This window comes from Tardiphaga sp. 20_F10_N6_6, assembly GCF_052076045.1.
GTDB lineage: Bacteria > Pseudomonadota > Alphaproteobacteria > Rhizobiales > Xanthobacteraceae > Tardiphaga > Tardiphaga robiniae.
Map to the genome: position 1 here is coordinate 2,006,492 of NZ_CP197239.1, position 12,732 is coordinate 2,019,223.

The window sequence follows — 12,732 nt, forward strand, 5'->3', positions numbered from 1 at the left end:
CAAATGAGCACATCCCTGTCCCCCCTGCTGGCACCCTTGTTGTCGAGCCGCGCGATGCGTGCGGTTTGCGATGATACCGCCCATTTGCAGCATATGCTGGACTTCGAAGCCGCACTGGCGCGGGCCGAGGCCGCAGTCGGGGTGATTCCCGCCAGCGCGGTGGCGGCCATCGAGGCCGCCTGCAAAGCCGACCAGTTCGATCTCGCTGCACTTGCCGATGCGGCCACGCGGTCCGGCAACCTCGCCATTCCGCTGGTCAAGACGCTCACTGCCAAAGTGGCGAAGGCCGATACCGAGGCTGCGCGCTACGTGCATTGGGGCGCCACCAGTCAGGACGTCATCGACAGCGCCACCATGCTCGGCCTACGCGCCGCCATTGACGCTCTGCTCGCGGATCTCGACCGCGCCATCGCCGGCTTTGCAGCCCTTGCGGTCAAGCACCGCAACACCGCTGTGGTCGCCCGCACCTGGCTGCAGCACGCGCTGCCGATGCCATTCGGGCTGAAGCTCGCCGAATATGCCTCAGCACTGCACCGCTCGCGCCTGCGGCTGAAACGATTGCGCGCCGAAGGCGTCGCACTGCAATTCGGCGGCGCTGCCGGCACGCTTGCTGCGCTCGGCGACAAGGGGCTCGTCGTTGCAGAGCAACTCGCCAAGGAATTGCAGCTGCCGCTACCCGATGCGCCGTGGCACACCCATCGCGACCGGATCGCCGAAGTGGCTTCCGTGTTGGCGATCCTGTCCGGCAGTTGCGGCAAGATCGCTCGCGACGTCTCGCTGATGATGCAGACCGATGTCGGCGAAGCGTTCGAACCCTCCGGTGAAGGCCGCGGCGGCTCCTCGACAATGCCGCATAAGCGCAATCCCGTGGCATCAGCCTCCGCGCTTGGCGCCGCGACCATGGCTCCGAATCTGGCTGCAACGATCTTTGCCGCGCAGATCCAGGATCACGAGCGCAGTGCCGGACCGTGGCACGCCGAATGGCCGACGCTGCCGACGCTGCTGCTGGTGACATCGGGCGCCCTTGCCGCCATCGTCGATATCGCCGAAGGGCTCGAGGTCGACGTTGAGCGGATGCGCCTCAATCTCGATGAAACCCACGGCCTCATCATGGCGGAAGCCGTGACCTTTGCGCTCGCCGAAAAGCTCGGCAAGAGCGACGCCCATCATCTGATCGAGGCCGCCACCAAGCGCGCCGTCGCCGAGAAGAAACATCTGCGCGATATTCTCACGGCCGATCCCAAGGTCAACGCGCAGCTCAGCGCTGCCGCGATCGCCAAACTGTTCGAGCCGATGGATTATCAGGGCGTCTCGCAAGCCCTGATCGACCGCCAGCTCGCCTCACTCCGTTAAGAAGAAACTCGGGAGACACACCATGCCCATGATCGATGCCGACGGCTGCCTGCTGAATGTCTTCGTGGAGGGCCGCGACAGCGGGCCGACGCTGATGATGTCGAACTCGCTTGGCTGCACCATGGCGATGTGGGAGCCGCAGATGCCGGCGCTGACAAAGCTGTTTCGCGTGATCCGCTACGATCGGCGCGGCCACGGCAAGTCCGGCATGAACGGCCCGACCTCGATGGAGCGCTATGGCAAGGACGTGCTGGCGATCCTCGACGACCTCAACATCGATAAGGTGCATTGGTGCGGGTTGTCGATGGGCGGCATGGTCGGCCAGTGGTTAGGCGCCAACGCGCCTGAGCGTTTCAACAAGATCATCCTGGCCAACACCAGCTGCTACTATCCGGATCCGACCAACTGGCACAACCGCATCAAGGCGGTGCGCGAGGGTGGGCTCAAAGCGGTGGCCGACGCCGTCATCGGCGGCTGGCTCACCGCCGACTTCCGCGAGCGCGAGCCCGAGACCACCGCGAAGATGCAGGCGATGCTGATCGCCTCACCGGTCGAAGGCTATCTTGCTGCCTGCGAGGCGCTGAGCACGCTCGATCAGCGCGCGCTGCTGCCCAAGATCAAAAGCCCAACGCTGGTGATCGCCGGCCGTCAGGACAACGCAACACCGGTTGCGGCTGGTGAACTGATCCGCAGCAACATCCCCGGCGCCAGCATGACGCTCCTGGATGCCGCACACATCTCGAACGTCGAACAGCCTTACGCCTTCACCGACGCCGTAGTCGGCTTCCTGACACAGCGCTGAACGGAGACCTAAGATGGACGAGCAACAGCGCGCCGCCGAAGGCACCGCAAAACGCCGCAAGGTTCTCGGCAATGCCTGGGTCGACAAATCGGCCGCCGGCAAGAACGCATTCAATGCGGATTTTCTCGACCTGATCAGCCGCTACGCCTGGGGCGAGATTTGGACGCGGCCGCATTTCGACGACCGCACGCGCCGCGTATTGGTGATCGGCACTATGCTCGCGCTCGGCCAGTGGGACGAATTCCGCATGCATGTGCGCGCCGCCCTCACCGAAGGCGGCTTCACACCGGACGACATCAAAGAAATCCTGTTGCAGCAGGCGATCTATTGCGGCGTCCCGGCGGCCAATCATGCTACCAAGGAAGCTGGCGCAATTATCAAAGAACTCGGACTGACCATTTAGGCGACCTTTTGTTTAGGCAACCTTCTGTAAAAGCTCCGCGTCGTTGGCTGCCTTGCCCGGCTGCCCGGGATCAAGCTCCTGCCCCGCCGCGCGGCGTAGCGGTGGCTCGATCGCCAGCAGCACTGCAGCGCCGAGCATCAACAGCAATTCTGTGATGTGCAGCCGCATCGCGGCGATCTCGCCGACCTTCGATGCCATGATCATGCTGGCGAACGAGATCACGCCACCGATACCAAGCGCCATCATCAACGCCTCGTCGCAGCCGCCCGTCTTGCGGATTTTCGGGCGTGTGATGAACACCAGGAATACCGTGAAGAAAGCCACCACCGTCAGCTTGCCGACGGCGAGCAGCCACGCATAGCGCACCGTGCCCATGCTGGAAAATTGCATGTAGTCGCTGAGAAACAGCGCCAGCGAAATATTGGGCCGCTCATAGAAGCCCTGGATCGGCGAGACCATGATGCGGAACGCGAAGATCGTCCAGGTCGGGATGAAATAGCAGGCGATCAGCGCGCCCGTGAACGTGCTGATCCGCCAAGTCTGAAACGTACCGGTCTGAAACGTGCCAGCCTGGAGAGTTCCACCCTGATGGGCTCCGGTCTGGTCTGCGCTGCTCTGATCCATCACGTCGTCCACCGCTCTGCCGGCGACTCGCAGGAGTCGCACGCCTGCGCCGACGTAACGCCCGTTCAATCAGACGGACAATGTAAACCAATTGGTAACCTTAATTCGAAAATTGCCGGGATAACGGCGGGGGAATACGATCAGGACTTGCCAAACGAAAAGCCCCGCCTTTCGGCGGGGCCTTCCACATGGGTCGCTGAGAACGACCCAAATCTCGATTGATGTCTGCCTGACGGCCTATCTCTGGCCCTGCCGGCCCGGGTCCTGCTCGTGGTCGGGCTTCATTCCACCGCCCTGCTGCTGACCGGGCTTCTGGCCCTGCTGCCCGGGGTTCTGGCTCTGCTGGCCTGGCTTCTGCTGACCGGGCTTTTGCTGGTTCTGATTGGACATTCTTCAATCTCCTGTGTTGAACCATTCAACGCCCGACAACGTGCAGCCCCGATCTTCGTTTCGGTTCCCGCGTGATGATTGCAAGGCCGTTGCGCGGCGCAACTGTGACACCGGAACAGCCGCAAATAAGGCGTGGATTTGTGTGCGCTGCGGCGCAAGCGAACGGACGCCAATCGCCGCGAAAAACAGCATGTACAGGCTACTTTAGCCGCACCAGCCCCTGTTGCCGCCTCCAATGGCCGCTGTTAGAAAACGATACAACGACGCAATGATCCGGCTGCCGGATCATGGTGGCGCCTCACTCGAATTCGGCAGCGCATGGATTATTTCGCCCAGCAACTGATCAACGGTCTCGTGCTCGGCTCCATCTATGGCCTGATCGCGATCGGCTACACGATGGTCTACGGCATCGTCGGCATGATCAATTTCGCCCATGGCGATATCTTCATGATCGGCGGATTCATCGCGCTGATCACTTTTCTCATCCTGGTGTCGATCGGCCTTACCGCGGTGCCGGTGATCCTGCTGCTGGTGCTCCTGGTCTCGATGGCCATCACCTCGCTCTATGGCTGGACCATCGAGCGCATCGCCTACCGTCCCCTGCGCCATTCCTTCCGCCTAGCGCCGATGCTGTCAGCGATCGGCATGTCTTTTGTGCTGACCAATTTCTCGCAGGTCGCACAGGGCGCCCGCGTCAAGCCGGTGCCACCGATCATCACCGGCGGCTACACACTGCATGAAGGCGCCGACGGTTTCGCCGTACGCTTGTCCAACATCCAGATCATCGTCGTCATCACCACCATCGTGCTGCTGGCGCTGTTCACCTGGCTGGTCGCGCGCACGCGCCTCGGCCGCGACATGCGCGCCTGCGAGCAGGACCAGACCATGGCCTCGCTGCTCGGCGTCGATGTGGACCGCACCATCTCCATGACCTTCGTGATCGGCGCAGCCTTGGCTGCGGTCGCGGGCATGATGTACCTGCTCTATTACGGCCTCGTGGATTTCTTCATGGGCTTCGTCGCCGGCATCAAGGCCTTCACGGCCGCCGTGCTCGGCGGCATCGGCTCGCTACCTGGCGCCATGCTCGGCGGCTTGCTGATCGGCCTGATCGAGACATTGTGGGCCGCCTACTTCTCCACCGAATACAAAGATGTCGCCGCCTTTTCGATTCTGATCGTGGTGCTGATCTTCCTGCCGACCGGCCTGCTCGGCCGTCCCGAAGTCGAAAAAGTCTGACGGGATCCAAGTGGCAGCAAACGCATCACAAGCTAAGACTGCCCGCGGGCCGGACGCCGCATTCATCCTGAAGAAGGCCGTGATCTCCGCACTGGTCGCGCTGGTGCTGTTCTCGCTGATGATCGGCATCCGCACCGAGGCCGGCTCCGACGGGCAACTGACCTGGTGGACGCGCTTCGGCGATCTCGCCGCCATGGTCGCCGTGGTGTTCGGCGGCAGTATCGTCATGGAGTTGCTGCGCCACTGGTGGGGACCGGTGGACACCGTGCGCGTCGTGCCGCCATCGGCGCAGAAAGTATTTTCCTTCGCCGGCCGTGCGCTGGTGCCGGCGCTGTTGATCTTCACCTTTCTCGTCCCGGTGATCTTCTACGACGAGCGTTACATCCTCGATCTCGGCATTCTCGTGCTGACCTACGTGATGCTTGGCTGGGGTCTGAATGTGGTGGTCGGCCTCGCCGGTCTTCTCGATCTCGGCTATGTCGCCTTCTATGCCGTCGGCGCCTATTCCTACGCGCTGCTGGCCACCAATTTCGGCCTGTCGTTCTGGATCTGCCTGCCACTCGCCGGTATCCTCGCGGCGTTCTTCGGTGTGCTGCTCGGCTTTCCAGTCCTGCGGCTGCGCGGCGACTACCTCGCCATCGTTACACTGGCCTTTGGCGAGATCATCCGCCTCGTCATCATCAACTGGCAGACTCTCACCGGTGGTCCCAACGGCATCTCCGGCATTCCGCGTCCAACCATGTTCGGCATTCCGCTGACGCCGGGCGATGGCGGCCTCGCTGACCGCCTTGGCATCGAGTTCTCGCCGACCCACCGCATCGTCTTCCTGTTCTATCTGATCCTCGCGCTCGCACTGCTCACCAACTGGGTCACCATCCGCCTGCGCCGCCTACCCATTGGCCGGGCCTGGGAGGCGCTGCGCGAAGACGAAGTCGCCTGCCGCGCGCTCGGCATCAATACGACGACGACGAAGCTCACCGCCTTCGCCACCGGCGCCATGTTCGGCGGCTTCGCCGGCGCGTTCTTTGCGACCCGTCAGGGTTTCATCAGCCCGGAATCCTTCACTTTCCACGAATCCGCACTGGTGCTGGCCATCGTCGTGCTCGGCGGCATGGGCTCACAACTCGGCGTGGCCCTCGCAGCGCTCGCGATGATCGGCGGCTTCGAACTGTTCAGAGGCCTTGAGCAATTCCGCATGCTGGTGTTCGGCGGCGCCATGGTGCTGCTAATGATCTGGCGCCCGCGCGGCCTGATCGGCCACCGCGCGCCAACCGTCTTTCTCGAACGCAACACGGTGATCTCGTCCGACCTCGTCAAAGAGGGGCACGGATGAACATCAACGACATCCTCAGCGTCGAGAATCTGACGATGCGGTTCGGCGGCATCGTGGCCGTCAACGATCTCTCCTTCACCGCCGAGCGTGGCAAGATCACAGCGCTGATCGGCCCCAACGGTGCCGGCAAGACCACAGTCTTCAATTGCATCACCGGCTTCTACAAGCCGACATCCGGCACCATCAAGCTGCGCCACAGCGATGGTGAATGGCGGCTGGAGCGGCTGAACGACTTCCGCATCTCGAAGATCGCCAAGGTCGCGCGCACCTTCCAGAATATCCGGCTGTTTCCCGGCATGACCGCGCTGGAAAACCTGATGGTGGCGCAGCACAACACGCTGATGCGCGCTTCGGGCTTCACTCTTCTCGGCCTGTTCGGCGTGCCCAGCTATCGCGCCGCCGAGAAGGCTGCGATCGACCTCGCGCGCTACTGGCTCGATCAGATCGGCCTGCTGGAGCGCGCCGACGATGCCGCCGGCAACCTGCCTTATGGCGACCAGCGCCGCCTCGAAATCGCGCGTGCGATGTGTACCGAACCCGCACTGCTCTGCCTCGATGAACCCGCCGCCGGCCTCAATGCCCGCGAGAGCGCGGCACTCAATGAGCTATTGCTCAAGATCCGCGCCGAACATGGCACATCGATCCTGCTCATCGAGCATGACATGTCCGTCGTGATGCAAATCTCCGACCATATCAACGTGCTCGATTACGGTGTGAAGATCGCCGACGGAACGCCGCAGCAGATCCGCGACAATCCCAAAGTCATCGCCGCCTATCTCGGCGCGGATGAAGAGGAAGCCATTGCGGTGATGGAGGGCGAGACGTGAGCGCTGCCCCCATGCTCGCCATCGCCGGCCTGCACGCATCCTATGGCAAGATCGAAGCGCTGAAAGGTGTCGATCTCGATATCAAGCACGGCGAGATCGTTGCACTGATCGGCGCCAACGGCGCCGGCAAGTCGACGCTGATGATGACCATCTTCGGCAAGCCGCGGGCGCGCTCGGGCGTGATCACCTATGACGGGACGGACATTACCGACCTACCGACCCACGAGATCGCGCGGATGCGCATCGCGCAGTCGCCGGAAGGCCGCCGGATTTTCCCGCGTATGAGCGTGGCGGAAAATCTGCAGATGGGCGCCGACGTCAATGAGAGCAGTCCTGCCGAGCGCGCCGTCAGCCTCGACAAGGTGTTGACGCTGTTTCCGCGCCTCAAGGAGCGCATGACCCAGCGCGGCGGCACGCTGTCCGGCGGCGAGCAGCAGATGCTGGCCATCGGCCGCGCACTGATGAGCCGCCCGCGCCTGCTGCTGCTCGACGAGCCGTCGCTGGGTCTGGCACCGCTGATCGCCAAGCAGATTTTCGATGCGATCCGCGTGCTCAACAAGCAGGACGGCCTGACCGTGCTGATCGTCGAACAGAACGCCAATCACGCGCTGCGTCTGGCCCATCGCGGCTACGTCATGGTCAACGGGTTGATCACCCTGTCAGGCACCGGCGCCGAATTGCTGAAGGCCCCGGAAATCCGCTCCGCCTATCTCGAAGGCGGCCGGCACGGCTGACGGATCGATATGCTTCATCGCATGACGATCGAACATGCACAGCGATGCAAACAATCGACACTATTTTGAAGGTAGAATGATGCGCCAATCGCGATTCCGTCACGGCGTCGCGTTTGTCTGCATTCGAACGGAACACGGGGACTTCCTATGAAATTCATCAAACTCATCGGCCTGACGGCGGGTGCTTCGATTGCGCTGGCGTCCGTTGCACTGGCACAGGATATTCCTGTCGCCGTCGCATCATCGATGACCGGCAGCGAATCGGCATTCGGCCGGCAGTTCAAGAATGGCGCCGAACTCGCCGTCGCCGATATCAACGCCGCCGGCGGTCTGTTGAACAAGAAGCTGGCGCTACAGGTCGGCGATGACGCGTGCGATCCCAAGCAGGCGCGCTCGATTGCCGAGAAATTTGCCAGCGCGCGCATTCCGTTCGTCGCCGGTCACTATTGTTCGTCGTCGTCGATCCCGGCATCGGAGGCCTATGCCGACGGCAATGTGCTGCAGATCTCGCCGGGCTCGACCAATCCGCTGTTCACCGAACGCAAGCTCGCCAATGTGCTACGCGTCTGCGGCCGCGACGACCAGCAGGGTTTTGTCGCCGGCGAGTACATTGCCAAGAACTACAAGGGCAAGAATATCGCGATCCTGAACGACAAGACGACCTATGGAAAAGGCCTCGCCGACGAGACCAGGAAGGCGCTGAACAAGGCCGGCGTTACCGAGAAGATGTTCGAGAGCTACAACAAGGGCGACAAGGATTTTAATGCTATCGTCTCGCGCCTGAAGCGCGACAATATCGATCTGGTTTACGTGGGCGGCTATCACCAGGAAGCCGGCCTCATCGTGCGCCAGATGCGCGATCAGGGCCTCAAGACGGTGCTGATGGCGGGCGACGCCATCAACGACAAGGAGTTCGCCTCGATCACCGGCCCGGCTGCGGAAGGCACGCTGTTCACCTTCGGCCCCGACCCGCGCAACAAGCCGACCGCCAAGGCGATCGTCGACCGCTTCAAGGCCAAGAACATCGATCCCGAGGGCTACACGCTCTACACCTATGCGGCGTTCCAGGTCTGGTCGCAGGCCGTCGCCAAGGCCGGCACCACAGACACCAAGAAGGTGATGGACACGATCAAGGCCGGCGAATGGGACACCGTACTCGGCAAGCTGGCGTTCGACGCCAAGGGCGACATCAAGGCGATCGACTATGTCGTCTACAAGTGGGACGCCAAGGGCGACTACGCCGAACTGAAGCAATAAGCCTGCAGGCCGCACCTCTCTGCGCACAGCCAGAGGTGCGGCTCGGCTCGCGAAAGCGCTTGCGACGACCTGCCGCAGTCGGAGTCACAGGCAGGCTGTCTGCGGCCGAAAATTGCCGATGACTCGGCATCAAAATAAGTTGAGAATGATCCTATCGTTCGGGCGGCCGATTGCGTTTGTGGCCGAAAACTCTTTGCGAGGATCATCCCCATGAAACCATTGAATGTAATCGGCCTGGCCTTTGCCGCGTCGCTGCTCTCAACCGCAGCTTTTGCGCAGGACATCAACGTCGCGGTCGCCGGCCCGATGACGGGCGGCGAATCGGCCTTCGGCCGCCAGATGAAGAACGGCGCCGACCAGGCTGTGGCCGATCTCAACGCCGCTGGCGGCGTGCTCGGCAAGAAGCTGGCGCTACAGGTTGGTGACGATGCCTGCGATCCCAAACAGGCGCGCTCGATCGCCGAAAAGTTCGCGAGCTCCAAGGTGCCGTTCGTCGCCGGCCACTTCTGCTCGTCATCGTCGATCCCGGCCTCCGAAGCCTATGCCGATGGCAATGTGCTGCAGATCACGCCGGCTTCGACCAACCCGCTGTTCACCGAACGCAAGCTCGCCAATGTGCTGCGCGTCTGCGGCCGTGACGACCAGCAGGGCCTCGTTGCCGCCGATTACATTGCCAAGAACTTCAAGGGCAAGAACGTCGCGATCCTCAACGACAAGACCACTTACGGGAAGGGTCTCGCCGACGAGACCAAGAAGGCACTCAACAAGGCCGGCTTCACCGAAAAGATGTTCGAGAGCTACAACAAGGGCGACAAGGATTTTAACTCGATCGTCTCACGTCTGAAGCGCGACAATATCGATCTGGTTTATGTCGGCGGCTATCATCAGGAAGCCGGTCTGATCTTGCGCCAGATGCGCGACCAGGGCCTCAAGACCGTGCTGATGGCTGGCGACGCCATGAACGACAAGGAATTCGCCTCCATCACCGGCCCCGCGGCAGAAGGCACGCTGTTCACCTTCGGCCCCGACCCGCGCAACAAGCCGACCGCGAAGGCGATCGTCGAGAAGTTCAAGGCCAAGAACATCGATCCCGAAGGCTACACGCTCTACACCTATGCAGCGTTCCAGGTCTGGTCGCAGGCCGTTGCCAAGGCCGGCTCCACCGACACCAAGAAGGTGATGGATGTGATCAAGGCCGGCGAATGGGACACCGTGCTCGGCAAGATGGCGTTTGACGCCAAGGGCGACATCAAGGCGATCGACTACGTCGTCTATAAGTGGGACGCCAAGGGCAACTACACCCAGATCGACGCGAAGGGAACCTGAGGCGCTTTTCTAACCTCTCCCCGCCTGGCGAAGTGAAGCTTCGCCAGGCGGGGCGAGGTAAAGAAAGCCTCACTCAAAATTCTGCAACACTGGAAACGTTTCCAGCAGCCAGATGCCTGCATTGGACACCATGCTGGCCGGAGTCCGGACTGATCTAGCTGTGCCGCGCAGGACGATCGCGACATCCATCCAGAAACAGCCTGACGGCGGCGGTGACACGCTCGCGCAACTCCTTCTCCGATTTGACGATCTTGCCGCTGAGGACCATGGCTCGCACAGGCCCATCGGCCACCGCGTAGACGAACTGCTCGGCGATGAAGCTGGCATCCCCTGATCGTATCTGTCCGTCGCGCATGGCGTTGGTGAAAATGCCGGCGATCTGCTCTCGCACGTGAAGGCCAGTCCCGTGATAGGCAGACGCCAACTCCGGGAATTGATGTGCTTCGGCCATCACCAGCCGTTCCAGCGCGATGGCCGCCGGCGCGAGTGCACGCTTTGAAAGCTCCAGTCCGAGTTTGACCAAGGTCGCTTCGATCGGACCGTCGCGATTGGAGTCGGTGACCGCCGGCTTGAGAAGATCATTCGTTCCCTTCCGGATCACCGCCGCATACAGCGCCTCCTTGGAGGCAAAGCGGGCATAGAAGGTCTGCTTCGAGATCCGCGCTGTCGCCGCGATCAGATCGACGCTGATCGCCTCGAAACTCGACTCCAGGAAGAGCCCTCTCGCCACCTCGACGATGTGGTCGGTAATGCGCCCGGCCTGTTCCTTCGTCGGCCGCCCGCTGCTTCGTGGCGCGGCTTTGCTCGGCTTGGCCTTGGCAACAGTCATCTTGGCTTTCTCTCCGGGCATTCTCTGCACGCTTCCCGACTGCTTTTACCACCCGGCCCGCGCAATCGATCATTCGATTTCACCGCATATAGGCTTGCGACGGCGCACGGTAGAGTATAAATAGTACGGTACCGTTTGATTAATCTTGTAGAGGTAACGAAAGAGCGGCAGCCCTCGCGGGAATACGGGCTCCAGCGCTTTTCGTGATCCGAGGACCAGATATGAGACAGATGACATTGGTTTCCCGAATAGTCGTGCGTACCGCTCTCGCCATATGCCAGATGGCTCTCGTCAGCCCCGTCGCGGCAGCACCAGCCGATCCGAGCGGCACATGGCTCACAGAAGATGGCCGCGCGCGCATACGCATTGAACGCTGCGGATCGAAGCTGGAGCAGATTTGCGGCTATATCGTCTGGGCCAAAGAGCCCAACGACGCGAATGGGCAACCACTCAAAGACCTGAACAATCCGGACAAGACGAAGCAATCCCGACCCGTTCTCGGTCACCAATTGATCATGGGCCTGAAGCTCAACCCGGCGGGGCGCTTTGAAGGCCAGATCTACAATGCAGAGAACGGCAAATCCTACGAGATCTCGCTGAGGCGTGAGGCGATCGACCTGAAGGTCAAGGGCTGCATGATGTCGATTTTCTGCGCCACGCAGACCTGGACTCAAACCACGAATGCCGTGCCCGGACAGTTGGTGGGCATGACAGGCGATCCGAACGGCCCCAAGGCCGATAGAGAGTGGATGCAGACAGCCCAGGCGAAGCCGCCAACCACGACACGACCCAGCAAATAGCGGCTGCGGAGCTTCCGATACCACGTCGCATCGGCGCGGCCGCCTTCATCACATTCACCCAAAATATCTAAACTGGAGCTTGAGATGTACACACTCTCGCGGGTGGACCGTCTGGCGGTCCTCGCGTTCTGCGCTGCCTTGGCGGGATGCGCGAGCATAGCGCCGATGCCCTATTCGGATGTCGCTTCGTCATCCCAACTGGCACCGAATCCGTCCGATACGTCCGGTCGTATTCCGTATCGCTACTCCACCACTGTGGACTGGCGCTCCTATAACAAAGTTATTATCGAACCGATCGTGATCTACCGGGGTCCGGACCAGCAATTCGGTGACATGACCGAAGAAGACAAGGCGTCGCTCGCGCGCACCATGCAGGCGCGGTTCGCGGAGAAGCTGGGCAACCGCTTCGCGCTCGCAAATCAGCGGGGCCCAAATACACTACGTGTGAGGCTGACCCTGACTGGCGCTGTCAAGACCACGCCGGTGCTCGGCACCCTGTCGCGGATCGACGTCGGAGGCCTCGTCTACAACGGCGTACAGGCGGCCCGCGATGGCGAGGGATCGATGACGGGCTCTGTCATCTATGCCGTCGAGATCTTCGATGCCGCCACTTCCCGCCTGCTTAGCGCGTTCGTCACCAAGCAATATCCGAAGCCGACCAACATCAAGGCAACCGTCGGACCATTGACCGCGGCAGAAACCGGGATCGACCAGGGCGCGGATGCGCTGATCGCACAAATGAGATGATGCCACATCGTATCGACTTCGTCGCTATCGCGTGATCAGAACAACGTTGAACGAGCGTACGATCTCATCTG

At 61.8% G+C, this 12,732-nt stretch carries 14 protein-coding genes; 11 read left to right on the plus strand and 3 right to left on the minus strand.

Features of this window, described 5'->3' with window-relative positions; all coding sequences use genetic code 11:
* Positions 1–3: 3 nt before the first annotated feature.
* From AB7813_RS09910 to AB7813_RS09920, 3 genes are read left to right on the plus strand one after another with little or no spacing between them, the layout of a single operon-like run.
* The gene (locus AB7813_RS09910; RefSeq protein ID WP_231080066.1) at positions 4–1,353 is read left to right on the plus strand and encodes a 3-carboxy-cis,cis-muconate cycloisomerase; all 1,350 of its coding nucleotides are present in this window, start codon (positions 4–6) and stop codon (positions 1,351–1,353) included.
* 22 nt (positions 1,354–1,375) lie between these two features.
* Complete coding sequence (pcaD, locus tag AB7813_RS09915; RefSeq protein WP_439064352.1) at positions 1,376–2,155, plus strand: 3-oxoadipate enol-lactonase; 780 nt, start codon at positions 1,376–1,378, stop codon at positions 2,153–2,155.
* Between the two features lie 13 nt (positions 2,156–2,168).
* Positions 2,169–2,558 (plus strand): carboxymuconolactone decarboxylase family protein, encoded by a 390-nt coding sequence (locus AB7813_RS09920; protein WP_439064353.1) that lies wholly within the window; start codon positions 2,169–2,171, stop codon positions 2,556–2,558.
* A 12-nt stretch (positions 2,559–2,570) separates the two neighbouring features.
* Here AB7813_RS09920 and AB7813_RS09925 read toward each other — a convergent pair whose 3' ends face one another.
* Both AB7813_RS09925 and AB7813_RS09930 read right to left on the minus strand, forming a co-directional pair.
* Positions 2,571–3,182 (minus strand): hypothetical protein, encoded by a 612-nt coding sequence (locus AB7813_RS09925; RefSeq protein ID WP_439064354.1) that lies wholly within the window; start codon positions 3,180–3,182, stop codon positions 2,571–2,573.
* 237 nt (positions 3,183–3,419) lie between these two features.
* On the minus strand, positions 3,420–3,572 hold the full coding sequence (locus AB7813_RS09930; RefSeq protein ID WP_170849538.1) for a hypothetical protein: 153 nt from the start codon (positions 3,570–3,572) through the stop codon (positions 3,420–3,422).
* Between the two features lie 318 nt (positions 3,573–3,890).
* Here AB7813_RS09930 and AB7813_RS09935 point away from each other — a divergent pair, with 318 nt between their 5' ends.
* The 6 genes from AB7813_RS09935 (at position 3,891) to AB7813_RS09960 (ending at position 10,285) form a co-directional block, all read left to right on the plus strand.
* Entirely contained in the window at positions 3,891–4,808 is a 918-nt protein-coding gene (locus tag AB7813_RS09935; RefSeq protein WP_089264995.1) for an ABC transporter permease subunit, read from the plus strand.
* Positions 4,809–4,818: 10 nt separating this feature from the next.
* Positions 4,819–6,141, plus strand: a complete 1,323-nt coding sequence (gene livM, locus AB7813_RS09940) for a high-affinity branched-chain amino acid ABC transporter permease LivM (RefSeq protein ID WP_175365824.1) — start codon at positions 4,819–4,821, stop codon at positions 6,139–6,141.
* The gene (locus AB7813_RS09945; RefSeq protein ID WP_089264997.1) at positions 6,138–6,968 is read left to right on the plus strand and encodes an ABC transporter ATP-binding protein; all 831 of its coding nucleotides are present in this window, start codon (positions 6,138–6,140) and stop codon (positions 6,966–6,968) included. The genes livM and AB7813_RS09945 overlap by 4 nt, the downstream gene beginning before the upstream one ends.
* Before the next feature lie 11 nt (positions 6,969–6,979).
* Positions 6,980–7,702, plus strand: a complete 723-nt coding sequence (locus AB7813_RS09950; protein WP_439064656.1) for an ABC transporter ATP-binding protein — start codon at positions 6,980–6,982, stop codon at positions 7,700–7,702.
* Between the two features lie 147 nt (positions 7,703–7,849).
* A complete protein-coding gene (locus AB7813_RS09955) occupies positions 7,850–8,959 on the plus strand; it encodes a branched-chain amino acid ABC transporter substrate-binding protein (protein ID WP_089264999.1) in 1,110 nt (369 codons plus the stop codon).
* Between the two features lie 210 nt (positions 8,960–9,169).
* Complete coding sequence (locus AB7813_RS09960; protein WP_439064356.1) at positions 9,170–10,285, plus strand: branched-chain amino acid ABC transporter substrate-binding protein; 1,116 nt, start codon at positions 9,170–9,172, stop codon at positions 10,283–10,285.
* Positions 10,286–10,439: 154 nt separating this feature from the next.
* Here the strand turns inward: AB7813_RS09960 and AB7813_RS09965 are convergent, their stop codons facing one another.
* Positions 10,440–11,114: a TetR/AcrR family transcriptional regulator gene (locus tag AB7813_RS09965; RefSeq protein WP_068736006.1), complete on the minus strand. Its 675-nt coding sequence runs from the start codon at positions 11,112–11,114 to the stop codon at positions 10,440–10,442.
* 221 nt (positions 11,115–11,335) lie between these two features.
* On the opposite strand from AB7813_RS09965, the gene AB7813_RS09970 reads away from it, so the two are divergent.
* Positions 11,336–11,914 (plus strand): DUF2147 domain-containing protein, encoded by a 579-nt coding sequence (locus AB7813_RS09970; protein ID WP_439083170.1) that lies wholly within the window; start codon positions 11,336–11,338, stop codon positions 11,912–11,914.
* Between the two features lie 84 nt (positions 11,915–11,998).
* Positions 11,999–12,661 (plus strand): DUF3313 domain-containing protein, encoded by a 663-nt coding sequence (locus tag AB7813_RS09975; protein WP_439064358.1) that lies wholly within the window; start codon positions 11,999–12,001, stop codon positions 12,659–12,661.
* Positions 12,662–12,732: the final 71 nt, after the last annotated feature.